The following is a 14348-nucleotide window of genomic DNA, read 5'->3' as shown; positions in this document are numbered from 1 at the left end:
TCTTGAAAAGGTCGCGATTCATCGCATCGTCGATGACAATGCTCCAACGAATTAGCACACGCCTACGATATGGGCGAATAGCTCAGTTGGGAGAGCATCTGCCTTACAAGCAGAGGGTCGGGGGTTCGAACCCCTCTTCGCCCACCATATCGAGTTCTGATTCATGCAGACACCTTCAATCTCTATCGAAACTATAAATCTACCTAACGGCTTTAGTTTTGATTTATTGCGTCTAGATCAAACTGATCGTCTGATTTCGGGCAATAAGTGGTTCAAACTGCTCCCTAATCTCTCTAAACTCAACCTTGGTGATCTAGTGGCCAGCTTTGGAGGTCCTCACTCCAACCATATTCACGCACTGGCCTACGCGGCACAGAATCTAGAGCTTAAGTCGGTTGGTTTTATTCGCGGTGAACCTCAATCCACACCAACACTTGAGGATGCTAAAGCCTGCGGCATGCAGTTGATATTCATCGATCGTGACACCTATCGTGAAAAGCCTACTCAGTCGCTGGCGGATCAATATCAGTTAATCAATCCCTACTGGATACCGGAAGGGGGAAGTAATCATAGCGCCGTCGAAGGCTGTGCCTCTATCTGGCATCAAGCCTGTTTGCAGAATCGCGTCTACGATCAGGTCTATGTGGCGGTGGGATCTGGGGGAACTTTGGCGGGTTTAGTCGCTGGAGCGCCTGATGGAGTCGAGCTGATTGGGTTGTCTGCTCTAGGAAGCCTCGCCGACCTAAATGAACGTGTCAGTGAGCTGCTGACACAAGCAGGTCATCTTCAAACGGAGCAATCCGTGCAGTGGTCTATTGAGGTGGCTCTGCAGCAACGCTATGGCAAGGTGACTGCTGAACTAGCGGCCACTCAGGTTCGAGCTCAGATTCTAGGTCTACTGCTAGACCCAATCTATACCTTGCGAGTATTCCACTATCTGAATCGTCAGTATCTCAAGCATCGTTTAACAGGGAAGCGTCTACTGATGGTTCATACCGGAGGTTTGCAAGGTCTTAGGGCTCAGCAAGAACGTATCAACCGTCTGGCAAATGAGTTTGTCGGCCCTCTCCCTTTTTAACGGCTTTTAACACCTAGGTCGGCTAACGTTCTCCCTCTACAAGCTTTATACTGCTGTCTAATCATTCATTGATATCCGCAGGGAAACGCACAGGGTATGTATCAATTTCGCAATATTGGTCTTATAGGCCGCTTAGGAAGTAAAAAAGTCATCGATACCATGAAGCAGCTCATTCGCTTTCTTGAGCAGCGTCATTTGAACATTGTCATTGACGATAAGATTTCAGAGCTAATGCCTGGCCATGGTCTGCAGGTCTCGCCGCAAAAGCTGATGGGCGAAGTGGCTGATCTGGTGATCGTAGTGGGTGGTGACGGAAGTCTGCTTGGGGCTGCACGCTCATTGGCGTCGTCAAATGTGCCTGTGTTGGGTGTTAACCGCGGTAATCTTGGCTTCCTAACGGATATTAAACCTGAAGAGATCGAAGAGATGGTCGATCAGGTTCTAGAAGGCCACTACGTAGTTGATAAGCGTTTCTTGCTGGATGTCACCGTGAAGCGCAATGGCGAACCCATCGCCGAGACAACGGCCCTTAACGACTGTGTGTTGCACCCAGGTAAAGCGACTCGAATGATTGAGTTTGAACTCTGGATTGAAGGTCAGTATGTCTACACCCAGCGTTCAGATGGTTTGATCGTCGCAACACCAACAGGATCTACCGCCTACTCACTGTCAGCCGGTGGTCCTCTGATGCACCCTAAACTGGACGCGTTGGTCTTAGTTCCAATGTTCCCGCATACACTATCAAGCCGCCCAATTGTGGTAGACGGTAACTCTGAGCTGAAACTGGTGATCAGTGAAAATAATGAAACATACCCGTCCGTAGCCTGTGATGGCCAAAGTAACATCGCTTTGGCGCCTGGTGATACCGTGACGATCAGTAAGAAGCCACAAAAGCTGCGCCTGCTCCACCCAGAAAACTACGATTTTTACAGCACCTGCCGGACCAAGCTCGGTTGGAGCTCAAAGCTCTGGGATAAGTAGTTTTGCAGAGACAGGGTATAGATTTAATTGGCGATATCCACGGCTGCGGCGAGAGTTTAAAGCTTCTGCTCAACCGCATGGGATACAGGGAAATTGATGGTGCATACCGTCACCCTAACCGCCGCGTTATTTTCCTCGGTGATGTAATCGATCGTGGTCCACGCATTGTTGAGACCTATGAGATCGTTCGGGCCATGGTGGAAAAGTCGGGCGCCGAAATTGTCATGGGTAACCACGAATACAACTACTATTGTTATAAAACGCCTAAGGGTGATGGTAGTGGTGACTTTCTTCGTGAGCACACGCCCAGACACCAACGCATTGTTCAAGAGACTTTAGATCAATTTGCTCATCGTCAATCGGATGAACAAGAGCTGTTGGATTGGATTGAGTCGATTCCACTGTTCATCGAGCATGATGATCTGCGAGTGGTGCATGCCTGTTGGCACTCAACCTTGATCAACCGTTTAAAAGAGCGAGTAGGTTCTGCTCCAGTCGTGGATAAGCAATTTCTTTTGAACTCTGTCAAACCGCACAGTTTTGAGCTCTTGGTCATGGATCGATTGACCCGTGGCACCCATTTGCGACTGCCCAACAATGAAGTGATGATCAGCAAAGATGGATTTAGACGCCACTTCTTCAGAACTCGTTTCTGGGCGCAAGAGCCTAAACGAATGGGGGATGTGGTGTTTCAACCTGATCCTTTGCCGGAGCATATAGCTCGTACCGAGCTAACACCCGCTGATTACGTGGATCTGCAGTTCTATTCGCGCGATGAGCGGCCACTGTTTATCGGCCACTACTGGTGTGAAGGTGAACCTAAACCGGTTGCCGATAACATCGCCTGCCTAGATTACAGTGCGGTTAAATACGGTAAGTTGGTGGCCTACCGATTCGATGGTGAAAAGACGCTCGATAGCAGCAAGTTCATCTGGGTCGATGTCGATGCGGAGTTCCCGCGCTAGTGGTTCCTGTGGTTAAAACCGATCTAACGGTCGATCTAACAGAGTTCACCCAATTTTTATGGGCTAACGCCATTCCTCATCGGGTGGTGGAAGAGGGTGACAGCCAAACACTCTTTGTTGCGGCCCACATTAACCGCGAAAAAGTCCTCGAACTCTTTCAATATTGGCGAGAGGGTGGGGATCTCGCTAGCATCAATGTGCAAGTTCACAACCCTAAAAGCCGATCCCCCTTTAAAATTTCAGAGCTAAAACAACTGCCTGCGACGGCTTTACTGATTTTCCTATCGGCCATCATCACGCTGCTCATCGATTTCGGTGGCAATGCCAGCTGGATGGTGAGATTCAGTTTTGCCGACTTTACACTCAGCTCCAGCCAGATTGAGTATCACACACTGAGTACTATGCTCTCATCGGGAGAGTTGTGGCGGATTTGGACTCCGATGTTTATGCACTTCTCTCTGCTACATATCTTGTTTAACCTGCTTTGGGTCTGGATGATCGGTGGTTCGATAGAGCGCCTTCAGGGGACGACCCACTTCTTGCTGCTGGTGCTTTTCTCGGCAGCTCTCTCTAATCTGGCTCAGTTTTGGGTGACGGGCCCGCTCTTTGGTGGCCTCTCTGGTGTCGTCTTTGCTGTGTTGGGTTACACCTGGTTATGGGATCAATTGAGCAGTAGGCCATTGTTTAGGCTCCCTAAAGCGCTGTTTGGGTTCATGATTTTTTGGTTGGCTCTGGGATATACCGGAGCGCTGGAATTCATAGGTTTAGGGGCTATTGCTAATACCGCTCATTTGGCCGGTCTGCTGTCGGGTTTGGCCTTCGCACTGATTAGCCGAGTTTGGCTGCCCAAATCCTCTTAAAAGCCAGTATCAAAAGCCCTCTCAAACGATCCTCTCTATGGTATTCTGAACGCTTGAAATTTGAATGAATGGGTAGCGGTTTGAATTACGAAAAAATGATCGAAACCATGACGCCTGATGTCTATCAGGCGCTCAAAGTGGCCGTTGAAATTGGTAAATGGCCCAATGGTGAAAAACTATCTCCTGAACAGCGTGAGACCAGTATGCGTGCGGTCATTGCCTATGAGGTGGCGCGTGATATTCCAGAGGATCAGCGTGTAGGTTTCATCGATCGTACTCGTCCTGATGGAAAACAGCATGGTTCGGATCCAATGCAGCCTGACGTGTTGAGAATCCTAACCGATGACTAATGACGCTTTATCGCTGCGAGCAGAGGGTATATTGGAGAAGATGCGAGTGCATCTCGACTCTCCTGTCCGTTATGAGCTATCCCTGAACGGCGAGGCTGGTCCGTTAGTGAATGATTTTATTGGCCAACCCATTCGCCTTGAATACATCGGACAAATCAACTGCCTCTCCTGTGGTCGTAAATCCAATAAAAGTTTCAATCAAGGTTTCTGTTACCCCTGTTTCAAAAAACTTCCGGGCTGTGACACCTGTATCGTTAAGCCTGAAACCTGTCACTTTGCCGAAGGAACCTGTCGTGATGAAAGCTGGGGTTTGAAGAACTGTTTTGCCCCGCATATCGTCTATCTTGCCAACTCTTCAGGGCTCAAGGTGGGCATTACTCGCCAAACCCAGATCCCGACTCGCTGGATTGATCAGGGTGCTGTGCAAGCACTTCCGATTATGGAGGTCGATAACCGCCTGCAGTCAGGTCTTGTTGAAACGATATTTGCTAAACAGGTGGCCGATAAAACCAATTGGCGTGCCATGTTGAAAGGCGATGTTCTGCCTCTTGATCTGAAACAGGAGCGCGATCGTCTGTTTGAACTCTGTGATGAGCCCTTGCAACAGCTCATCAGTGCTCAATCTGGCGATGCGATCCGTAAGCTGGATGCAGAGGTCGTTGAAATTAACTTCCCAGTGCGTAACCACCCCACCAAGGTAACCAGTTTTAACTTTGATAAAACGCCCATTGTAGAGGGCATCCTAGAAGGGGTTAAAGGCCAGTACCTCATGTTAGATACGGGCGTGATCAACCTGCGCAAGTTTGGCGCGTACAACATTAAATTTTTCGCGTGATTGGAGAGACAATCTTGAGTGAACAACCCAACACAATTTATCTAAAAGATTACCGTGTTCCTGAATTTTTGATCGACTCAGTAGCGCTTCGTTTTGAATTGGATGAAGAGGAGACGTTAGTCTTTGCAACATTGCAGATGCGCCGTAACCCCGAATCTCATCTTCGCAACGCCCCTCTGATTTTAAATGGCGATAAAGACCTTCAGCTCAAACGAATCTGCATTAATGACCAACAGGTGCCTGAAGGCGAGTATAAGGTCACGGATGAGTCACTGACGATTGAGGTTGTTCCTGATCAATTTACTCTGCAAACGCTCTGTCGCATTCAGCCACAGCTGAACACTGCATTGGAGGGTCTCTACCGTTCGGATGGTGTCTTCTGTACCCAATGTGAGGCAGAGGGCTTTAGACGCATCACCTATTACCTTGATCGCCCTGATGTGATGTCCCTGTTTGAGACAACCATCATTGCTGATCCCGAACAGTATCCCGTGTTGCTATCAAACGGTAATGCCGTTGATAAAGGGGTCACTGATGACGGACGTCATTGGGCTACTTGGCAGGATCCACACCCCAAACCCGCCTACCTGTTTGCTTTAGTGGCGGGTGATTTAAGCTGCATTGAAGATCAGTTCACAACAGCCTCTGGACGTGAAGTTCAGCTGCAAATTTTTGCTGAACCTAAAGATCACGACAAGCTTGCCTATGCGATGGAATCCCTAAAGAGATCGATGCGCTGGGATGAAGAGGTCTATGGCCGTGAGTACGATCTTGATATCTACATGATCGTGGCCGTCGACTTCTTCAACATGGGTGCGATGGAGAATAAAGGCCTCAATATCTTCAACACCAGTTGTGTATTAGCCAGTCAAAAGACCACTACAGACCTTGGGTTTCAGCGAGTAGAGGCGGTGGTTGCTCATGAGTACTTCCATAACTGGTCAGGCAACCGTGTCACCTGTCGTGACTGGTTCCAGTTAAGTCTTAAAGAGGGCTTTACCGTCTTTCGTGATGCGGAGTTCTCGGCCGATATGAACTCGCGAACCGTGAAGCGAATCGAAGATGTGACACTGCTGAGAACGGCACAATTTGCTGAAGACGCTGGCCCCATGGCGCATGCGGTGAGACCGGAATCGTTTATCGAGATCTCAAACTTTTACACGCTGACCGTCTATGAGAAAGGCGCAGAAGTGGTGCGCATGATCCATCAGCTTTTGGGTGAAGAGACCTTCAGAAAAGGGACGGATCTCTACTTTGATCGTCATGATGGCCAGGCCGTTACGACGGATGACTTTGTGGCCGCGATGGAAGAGGCTTCAGGGCGCGACTTAACACAGTTTAAACGCTGGTATTCCCAAGCAGGTACTCCTGTGGTTGAGGTCTCTGATCAGTGGGATGCTGCATCAGGAACCTACCAGCTGACCTTTAAACAGAGCTGCCCAAGCACTCCAGGTCAAGATCATAAAGCACCCTTCCATATGCCCATCCGTTTTGGACTGCTCACACAGGAGGGGACGGAACTCTCTTCAGGTGTTTTGGAACTTACGGAAGAGGTACAGAGCATTAGTTTCGAAGGCCTTTCTGAACAGCCAACTCCGTCTCTGCTTCGCGGCTTCTCAGCACCGATTAAGTTGCGTTTTAACTACACGGATGAGCAACTGCTGCATCTGATGCGTTTTGATACTGACGGCTTTAACCGTTGGGAGTCGGGACAGCGCTACTTAGTGAACAAACTGCAAGCAGGCATTGCGGGTGCGGCGGTCGAATCCAACGCAGCGCTTTTAGATGCTTGGCGAGCGTTACTGGAAGATGAGTCCTTAGATGAGGCGATGCTCGCTAAGTTATGCACCTTGCCGAGCGAAGCCTATCTGAGTGAATTAGCTGAGGTCATTGACGTTGAAGCGATTCACGCGACTCGTAAAGCTTTTGTCAAAGCCCTAGGCAAAGCCCTAGCACCAGAGTGGTTGGCAGTCTATCAGCGTTGCACCTCTAAAGAGGCTTACCAACCAACTGCAGATCAAGTGGCTAAGCGCAGTCTGAAAAATTTAGCCTTGAGTTACCTGATCGCGGCTAACTATGAAGGCGCCATTGAGTTAGCAATGGAGCAGTTCAACAGCGCTGATAATATGACCGATCAACAGTCTGCACTGGCGGCACTGGTTCACTCTGAAGATGCCCAAGCAGCTAAACAGGCGCTTGCGGCATTCAAGCAGCAGTGGTCAGGTGAAGCGCTGGTGATGAACAGTTGGTTCTCACTGCAGGCCTGTGACTCCAAAGAGGGCGCTCTGGATCGAGTTAAAGCACTTGAAAACGATGAGCTATTTGATGCAAAAAACCCCAATAAACTGCGCAGTCTGATTGGTGCTTTTGCCAGTGCAAACCCAGTTCAATTCCATGCGCCGGATGGCTCGGGTTACCAATACTTGGCTGATTGGATCATTCGCTTGAATGAACAGAACCCTCAAATTGCATCGCGAATGTTAACGCCTTTAACTCGCTGGAAGCGCTATACTAGTGATAAGCAAAAGTTAATGAGAGCTCAACTGGAACGCATCATGAAGCAGAAGGCGCTGTCGCCCGATGTTTATGAAGTCGTCAGTAAGAGCTTGGTGTAATAGGAGTCATCGGTATGGCTATCTCTATCGATTCTGCGATTAAGTTTGATCTGCAACAGAACTACCGTCGTTACCTGAACTTTCTAGATCAGTACGGGGCTGAAAACGATGCACTGAAAAATGCGCGAAGCTCTAAGGTCTGGATTGTTGCATTGGTGCTACTGATTTTCGCTCTAGCCTCTGATTTCTTCTTAGGCGCGAGTGCTGCTCTGTTTGGTATCTACTTCTATCGAGTCGTGATGGCTTGGTTGGAGGTGAGAAAAGCGGAAGAGGGGCGTGAACAGGCAGAACGCTGGTTCTCGACTAAGGGGTTTAAGTTCGAAGGACGCGTACTCTTCTTCAAAGAGGACGAAATGCTGGAAGAGCCTGTAGATCCTTTTGATGAGCGAATCTACAAATAGTCTCAATCCCAAAGGGGCAGATCATTGATCTGCCCCTTTTAGTTTAAGCGTTATCCTCAAGGATCATGTCAGACGCTTTCTCTGCAATCATAGTGATCGGTGCATGAGTATTACCCGAGGTAAGGGTTGGCATCACTGAACCATCCACTACGCGCAGACCGTCAATGCCGTGCACTCTCAATCGCGCATCCACAACGGACATCTCATCACTGCCCATTTTTGCGGTGCCGACCGGGTGGAATATTGTTGTACCGACATCACCTGCGGCCTTCGCGAGCTCTTCATCCGATTGAAGCTGTGCGCCCGGTTTTAACTCAATTGGATTAAATTCACGTAAACGCTGAGTCGCCATTAGCTTGCGAGCGTGGCGTAAGCTATCTGCTGCAACCTTGCGATCGCCGTCCGTCGAAAGGTAGTTCGGTTTAATTGCTGGCGGAACATTAGGATCGGTCGATTGAATATGACAGGTACCGCGGCTCTCTGGACGCAGGTTACAGACCGAGACGGTGATAGCCGGAAACTCGTGCAGATCCTCACCGAATTTCTCAAGCGATAGAGGTTGAACGTGATACTCAATGTTCGCCGTAGCATGCTCATCCGAGGATTTAGTAAAGATACCGAGCTGACTGGGGGCCATTGACATTGGGCCTGAACGTTTTAAGAAGTATTCAGCCGCAATTTGCGCTTTACCCAACAGGGTTGACTGCCACTCATTCAGAGTTTTTGTGTTTTCAACGGTGTAGATGGTTCGCAACTGTAGGTGGTCCTGTAGGTTTTCACCGACACCAGGGAGCTCGTGCACCATCTCGATTTTGTGCTCCGCTAAAACCTTGGCAGGGCCAATGCCAGAAAGCTGTAGAATTTGTGGCGAATTGATCGCACCGGCACTGAGCAGTAGCTCTTTATCGGTCGTTACGCTCGCAACTTGCCCGTTAACGATGAGATCAGCACCCACAACGCGTCGGTTTTCAATACGCAGCTTGGTGACTTGAGCGTGAGTCATAATGGTGAGATTAGGACGTGCTTTAACGGGGTTGATAAAGGCTTTGCGTGCATTCCAGCGAATGCCATTTTTTTGGTTAACTGGGAAATAACCTGAACCCTCATTATCACCACGGTTGAAGTCTGAGGTTTTCGGTACATCAACCTCTTCAGCCGCCTCTCGAACGGCTTCTAGAATCGGCCAGCTCAAGCGCTGCTCTTGAACGAACAGTTCCCCTTTATCATTGTGGAACTCATCAGCGGGTTGGTAGTGTCGTTCAGAGCGTTTGAAATAAGGAAGAACCTCTTGCCAGCTCCAGCCTTCATTGCCTAATGATGCCCACTCATCATAGTCACGCTCTTGCCCACGCATGTAGATCATGCCGTTAATCGAAGAGCAGCCCCCCATTACTTTACCGCGAGGGTAGATAAGTGAACGACCATTAAGCCCCTCTTCGGCATCGGTTGAGAAACACCAGTCAGTTTTTGGGTTGCCTATACAGTAGAGGTAACCCACTGGAACATGTACCCAAAACTGGTTGTCACTGCCACCCGCTTCAAGCAGAAGCACACGAGTATTTGGATCTTGACTCAAACGGTTGGCTAATACACAGCCGGCAGACCCAGCGCCAACGATGACGTAATCGTAAGTTCCAAGATCTTTGACAGTAGACATGGCGTTATCCTTTCTATGCTTATTAGTGTGTGCACCATCTTATGATTATTTGTGCAGTAATTTTTGATTATTTTGCTGGTTTGTTGTGCTAAATTGCACAGATGATGGATGATAAATTGAATTGGAACGATCTGCGTTACTTTCTCGAGGTCGCTCGCGCGGGTCGTTATTTGACTGCAGCAAAACGAATGGGCGTGAACCATACAACGGTGTCGCGTCGAATAGCCGCTCTTGAAGATGCGTTGCAAACCCCACTGTTTGAGGCGGATGATAAAGGCTTGCACCTCACTCCGGCCGGTGAAGCTGTTTTGCCTCTGGCTCAACAGTGTGAAGACATTACTGTCTTGACCAAAGAGAGAGCGGCTTCAGATCAGCGATCCCTATCCGGGAACCTAAGAATTGGGGCGCCAGATGGTTTGGGAAACCTCTTTATAGCAAATCAATTAACCCATTTTGTCCATCGTAACCCTGATCTAAACCTACGCTTGGTACCCGTTCCACAGAGCCTTAACTTGATGAAGCGTGAGGTGGACATAGCGATCACATTGGAGCCCTCTGAGAGGCGGGATATTCATTGTAAGAAACTGACGGACTACCAGCTTTTTCTCTATGTAGGTCGTGAGTATCTGCAGAATAATTCCGTAGATTTAGAGGATATTGAATCGGTTAAACAGCACCCGTTTGCCGGTTATATTCCCGATATACTCTACACTGAGCAGTTGGGGTTTAACCGATTGATCGATGACCAACTGATTGAGCGCTTTCAGGGGGCAACCGTGATGTCCCAATTCCAGTTTATTGCTAATGGTGGAGGGTTTGGGGTGTTACCCCATTATATGGTGCAAGATGACCCGCGTTTTGTTCAGGTTCTGCCAAAGGAGATTAGCTTTATACGAAGCTACTGGCTGCTGACGCCTCTAGAGCTGAGGCGTCGCGCCAATGTTCGTTCTATCTCAACTGAGTTAGAGCAGTTAATCGCGCAGCACAGAGATCAGTTTTTGCCGCGCTCCTGAAGGTATCGTTCGACCGTATCGACAATCGCTTGCGTTTGAGGGTCGATCTCTAGGTTGATCAGATCACCTACCTTAGCTTTGCCAAACAGTGTGCGCTCCAAGGTTTCTGGGATTAGCCAAACAGAGAAACGGTCATCCGTTACTTGCGTCATCGTCAAACTACAGCCATTCAGTCCGACAAACCCTTTATCCAATAGATAGGGTGCCCATTGGCTCGGACGATCAAACTCAACTCGGCAATTGGTCTCTGTCTTTTCGATCGCTGTTATCGCTACTCGGTCGCAAATATGGCCCGACATTAGGTGCCCACCAATCTCATCGCCAATCTTAGCGGCACGTTCAAAATTGACCAGTGACCCGACCTGCAAATCGCCAAGGTTGGTCAGTTCTAGTGTCGATTGGATCGCATCAAACTTGGCTCTGTTACCTTCAAATGAGGTAATCGTTAAACAAGTACCATTAAGTCCGACACTGGCTCCGATCTGGAAGTTATCACAACAGTTTTCCGGGAACTCAAGCTGCAATGTCATAAAATTATCGGCTGGGGTGAGGGCAGTGACTGTCGCCACACCTTGAACAATACCAGTAAACATTATCGATTCTTCCTTTAGCTTTAGCAGTCCGAACGCTAGCATGGGACGTAGATAAAGCAAACAGTTAAGGGTTTAACAGCATGCACATTCTTTTGACAGGCGGTACAGGGTTTATTGGTGATGCAGTCGCTAGAGCGCTCGTCGCTCGAGGTGACCGAGTCACTCTATTGATACACAAACGATCCTCGAAAGTGGCCGGTGTTCAAACAATCTCAAATTTGTCTGACTTGAACACCGCTGTCGATGCCATTGTCAATTTAGCAGGCTTACCGATCGCTGATAAACCTTGGACTCACTCGCGAAAAGTGGCCCTGCGTGCCAGTCGTGAAGGAGTTACGGGGCAGTTAGTGCGTTGGATTGCTCAACAAGAGGTTAAACCCAAGGTGCTAGTCAGTGGCTCAGCGATCGGTTTTTACGGGGCGACTCGCAGTAATCAGACGCTTTCTGAGGCGGATCAACCTCTGGTTCAAGACTTCTCCAGTGAGCTTTGCAAAAGCTGGGAGAACATTGCCTTAAGTGCTGAACAAGAGGGTGTCAGAGTGGCGCTACTCAGAACGGGCATCGTGCTTGGTAAGGGTGGCGCCCTGAAGAAGATGCTACCTGCCTTTAAACTGGGCTTAGGTGGTCGCATTGTCGACGGCCAGCAGATGATGTCCTGGATTCATCTAGACGATCAGGTCAACGCCATTCTATTTTTGATTGATAACCCTGATGCGAGTGGGCCATTCAATTTGACCTCACCTAATCCAGTCTCCAACCAAGTATTTACAGAAGAGCTTGGCAAAGTCTTGAAGCGTCCAACCTTTTTGCCAATGCCAGCTTTTATGCCTAAGTTGATGCTTGGCAAAGAGGGGGCTGCACTGCTGACTGAAGGGTTGGCTGTGATTCCTGCGAAGTTGACTCAGCACGGATTTGATTTCAAATACCCTTCACTCGATCAGGCCTTAACCGCTGTTATCTAATCCGTTAACTTTTTGGTGAGCGTTTTTCAGACTCGAGCGTTTGAATTTGCTCCAACGAAGTCACCGCTTTATTGAGGTTTTGTTCTATTCGCTCTAAACGAGCTTCAAGCATCTGAAGGCGTCGCACCATAGCGTCTTCCCGGTCATTTTTCTCCTCTTCATCTTTTTCGATAAAAAAGACAGAGAAACTAGCGGTCAGCATTGAAAAGATCGCGATGCCAACCAAAATCAGAAGCATGCCAACGATACGCCCCTCAAGGGTGGTTGGAACAAGGTCGCCGTAGCCGACGGTAGTCATCGTGACCCAAGCCCACCAGAAGCCATCGATCGGGTTTTTAAACGCAGGATCCAGTCCAGAGATGAGGAAGGCGGCTAGGATCAGAAATCCCAGTGCGATCGCCAGAGTTACCCCTAGGTTATGCCGGCCCAACACCGAGCGAAGATCGCTAGATAGGCGTGTGAATATACTGGCAAAAATCAGCAGTCTCAGTGATCTTAAGACGCCACTTTGCAGGCCTAAAGCGTTTAATAAAATCGGAATTCCGGTCAGCACGATGACCAGGCTCATCCAGTTGCCTTTTAGGTATCGCAGTCTGTTGTCTACTAACACCAACATAACTACCAGATCTAAGGTAAAAAAGCCCCAGATCACCCAGTCGTTGAGACCGATAATGGCGAGCTGTTCGTGATGGTTTGTGGTTTGAAAATACCAGTCGATCAGTATCCAAAACGCCAGAAACAGGAGCGGCCACTCAAAAATACTCCCCCACTGTTTGGCTCTGTGGTTCTCTCGAACATCAACGCCTTGGACCCCTAAAATGCCCATTAAACGGTTGTGCTTATTGTGCTGAGTCACCGGCTGATCTCCTGAATAGATAGATGAATATTATTTATGACACCAGTGACTTAAGCAAACTGTCATTCAGAATGACCACTCTGTATAATTCGCCCAACTAAAATTTCGATTGGATAATCATGTTATACGACCTAGCCCGCTCTTTGATGTTTCGCTTAGATGCTGAGAAGTCTCACGACCTTGCACTGAGCAGTATGAACTTGGCTGCCGATCTGGGTATGCCGAAGCTTCTTGGTGCGAAAATGGTGGAAGCACCAACAGAAGTCATGGGCATTCGTTTTCCAAACCCCGTTGGATTGGCGGCTGGTCTGGACAAGAATGCGGGTGCTATTAACGGTTTGGCGGCTATGGGTTTTGGTTTTGTTGAAGTCGGTACCGTGACTCCTCGTCCTCAACCGGGCAACCCTAAACCCCGTCTATTCCGCATACCTGAGCACAGCGCGATCATCAATCGCATGGGGTTTAATAACCTGGGTGTAGATCGACTGATCGAGAATGTTGAGGCGTCGAACTTTAAAGGCGTACTGGGTATCAACATTGGTAAGAACAAAGATACCCCTAATGAAAATGCGGCCGATGATTACCTAATCTGTTTGCGTAAGGTGTATCCCTACGCTACTTACATAACGGTTAATATCTCTTCACCAAACACGCCTGGTCTTCGTGACCTTCAGCAGGGTGATAGTCTCAACTTGCTTTTGGACATGCTGAAGAATGAACAGGCCCGCTTGGCAGGTATTCACGGCAAATACGTCCCGATCGCGATCAAAATTGCGCCCGACATGGATGAAGAGGGTTTTGTAACAACTGCTAATCTACTTAAAACCTACGAGATGGATGGGGTGATTGCGACCAATACCACCATTGAACGAGGTGGTGTAGAGAGCTCTGAATTTGCCAAAGAGGCGGGTGGTTTGAGCGGTGCTCCAGTTCGCAACCTATCGACTCGTGCGATCCAAATCTTGGCGCGTGAGTTGGATGGTGCTTTGCCTATCATAGGTGCTGGTGGTATCACTGAAGGTTTTGACGCTGTCGAGAAGATCGAGGCGGGTGCTAGTTTGGTTCAGGTCTACACAGGTTTTATCTACCGTGGTCCTAAACTGATCACTGAAGCGGCTGAAGCGATTCGTGATCGTCGTTTATTAGGACACCGTTAAGCTCAACGCTTTGACACTGAATAGC

The 14348-nt window shown here is 48.8% G+C and carries 14 protein-coding genes and 1 tRNA gene; 12 read left to right on the top strand and 3 right to left on the bottom strand.

All coding sequences use genetic code 11. The features are described 5' to 3' along the window. Positions 1 to 71 precede the first annotated feature (71 nt). The 9 genes from XMM383_RS05860 (at position 72) to XMM383_RS05820 (ending at position 8085) form a co-directional block, all read left to right on the top strand. A tRNA-Val gene (locus XMM383_RS05860) sits at positions 72 to 147 on the top strand. 16 nt (positions 148 to 163) lie between these two features. Continuing rightward, positions 164 to 1078: a 1-aminocyclopropane-1-carboxylate deaminase/D-cysteine desulfhydrase gene (locus XMM383_RS05855; RefSeq protein WP_173494670.1), complete on the top strand. Its 915-nt coding sequence runs from the start codon at positions 164 to 166 to the stop codon at positions 1076 to 1078. Positions 1079 to 1174: 96 nt separating this feature from the next. Then, entirely contained in the window at positions 1175 to 2059 is an 885-nt protein-coding gene (locus XMM383_RS05850; protein WP_173480570.1) for an NAD(+) kinase, read from the top strand. A gap of 2 nt (positions 2060 to 2061) precedes the next feature. Next, positions 2062 to 3024, top strand: coding sequence for a metallophosphoesterase (locus tag XMM383_RS05845; RefSeq protein ID WP_173494669.1), 963 nt, complete (start codon positions 2062 to 2064; stop codon positions 3022 to 3024). Further along, a complete protein-coding gene (locus XMM383_RS05840) occupies positions 3024 to 3884 on the top strand; it encodes a rhomboid family intramembrane serine protease (RefSeq protein ID WP_173480572.1) in 861 nt (286 codons plus the stop codon). Before XMM383_RS05845 ends, XMM383_RS05840 begins: the two co-directional genes overlap by 1 nt. Before the next feature lie 80 nt (positions 3885 to 3964). After that, positions 3965 to 4234, top strand: a complete 270-nt coding sequence (locus tag XMM383_RS05835) for a YeaC family protein (RefSeq protein ID WP_173480573.1) — start codon at positions 3965 to 3967, stop codon at positions 4232 to 4234. Further along, positions 4227 to 5069 carry a DUF2797 domain-containing protein gene (locus XMM383_RS05830; RefSeq protein WP_173484650.1) on the top strand — a complete coding sequence of 281 codons (843 nt, stop codon included), beginning with the start codon at positions 4227 to 4229 and terminating at the stop codon, positions 5067 to 5069. The genes XMM383_RS05835 and XMM383_RS05830 overlap by 8 nt, the downstream gene beginning before the upstream one ends. Positions 5070 to 5080: 11 nt before the next feature. Further along, on the top strand, positions 5081 to 7684 hold the full coding sequence (pepN, locus tag XMM383_RS05825) for an aminopeptidase N (protein WP_173484667.1): 2604 nt from the start codon (positions 5081 to 5083) through the stop codon (positions 7682 to 7684). A 14-nt stretch (positions 7685 to 7698) separates the two neighbouring features. After that, the gene (locus XMM383_RS05820) at positions 7699 to 8085 is read left to right on the top strand and encodes a hypothetical protein (protein WP_173484651.1); all 387 of its coding nucleotides are present in this window, start codon (positions 7699 to 7701) and stop codon (positions 8083 to 8085) included. 43 nt (positions 8086 to 8128) lie between these two features. Here XMM383_RS05820 and XMM383_RS05815 read toward each other — a convergent pair whose 3' ends face one another. Next, entirely contained in the window at positions 8129 to 9742 is a 1614-nt protein-coding gene (locus tag XMM383_RS05815) for a GMC family oxidoreductase (RefSeq protein WP_173484652.1), read from the bottom strand. Positions 9743 to 9858: 116 nt separating this feature from the next. On the opposite strand from XMM383_RS05815, the gene XMM383_RS05810 reads away from it, so the two are divergent. Beyond that, entirely contained in the window at positions 9859 to 10755 is an 897-nt protein-coding gene (locus XMM383_RS05810; protein ID WP_173480577.1) for a LysR family transcriptional regulator, read from the top strand. On the opposite strand, the gene XMM383_RS05805 is transcribed toward XMM383_RS05810, so the two are convergent. Continuing rightward, the gene (locus XMM383_RS05805) at positions 10734 to 11348 is read right to left on the bottom strand and encodes a riboflavin synthase subunit alpha (protein ID WP_173480578.1); all 615 of its coding nucleotides are present in this window, start codon (positions 11346 to 11348) and stop codon (positions 10734 to 10736) included. The genes XMM383_RS05810 and XMM383_RS05805 overlap by 22 nt on opposite strands. 80 nt (positions 11349 to 11428) lie before the next feature. Between XMM383_RS05805 and XMM383_RS05800 the strand changes: the two genes are divergently transcribed. Further along, a complete protein-coding gene (locus XMM383_RS05800) occupies positions 11429 to 12310 on the top strand; it encodes a TIGR01777 family oxidoreductase (protein WP_173483288.1) in 882 nt (293 codons plus the stop codon). A gap of 4 nt (positions 12311 to 12314) precedes the next feature. On the opposite strand, the gene XMM383_RS05795 is transcribed toward XMM383_RS05800, so the two are convergent. After that, a complete protein-coding gene (locus tag XMM383_RS05795; protein WP_173484653.1) occupies positions 12315 to 13166 on the bottom strand; it encodes an ion channel in 852 nt (283 codons plus the stop codon). Positions 13167 to 13285: 119 nt separating this feature from the next. On the opposite strand from XMM383_RS05795, the gene XMM383_RS05790 reads away from it, so the two are divergent. After that, on the top strand, positions 13286 to 14323 hold the full coding sequence (locus XMM383_RS05790) for a quinone-dependent dihydroorotate dehydrogenase (RefSeq protein ID WP_173483286.1): 1038 nt from the start codon (positions 13286 to 13288) through the stop codon (positions 14321 to 14323). Positions 14324 to 14348: the final 25 nt, after the last annotated feature.

It is taken from the genome of Marinobacterium sp. xm-m-383 (assembly GCF_013283255.1).
Taxonomy (GTDB): Bacteria; Pseudomonadota; Gammaproteobacteria; order Pseudomonadales; family Balneatricaceae; genus Marinobacterium_E.
The sequence above is the reverse complement of the archived record's forward strand: the minus strand, read 5'-3'. Positions and strand labels throughout refer to the sequence as shown.

Coding starts and splice junctions, on each gene's coding strand:
- XMM383_RS05855 (WP_173494670.1), top strand. CDS start 164: ATGCAGACACCTTCAATCTCTATCGAAACTATAAATCTACCTAACGGC.
- XMM383_RS05850 (WP_173480570.1), top strand. CDS start 1,175: ATGTATCAATTTCGCAATATTGGTCTTATAGGCCGCTTAGGAAGTAAA.
- XMM383_RS05830 (WP_173484650.1), top strand. CDS start 4,227: ATGACTAATGACGCTTTATCGCTGCGAGCAGAGGGTATATTGGAGAAG.
- XMM383_RS05820 (WP_173484651.1), top strand. CDS start 7,699: ATGGCTATCTCTATCGATTCTGCGATTAAGTTTGATCTGCAACAGAAC.
- XMM383_RS05815 (WP_173484652.1), bottom strand. CDS start 9,742: ATGTCTACTGTCAAAGATCTTGGAACTTACGATTACGTCATCGTTGGC.
- XMM383_RS05805 (WP_173480578.1), bottom strand. CDS start 11,348: ATGTTTACTGGTATTGTTCAAGGTGTGGCGACAGTCACTGCCCTCACC.
- XMM383_RS05800 (WP_173483288.1), top strand. CDS start 11,429: ATGCACATTCTTTTGACAGGCGGTACAGGGTTTATTGGTGATGCAGTC.
- XMM383_RS05790 (WP_173483286.1), top strand. CDS start 13,286: ATGTTATACGACCTAGCCCGCTCTTTGATGTTTCGCTTAGATGCTGAG.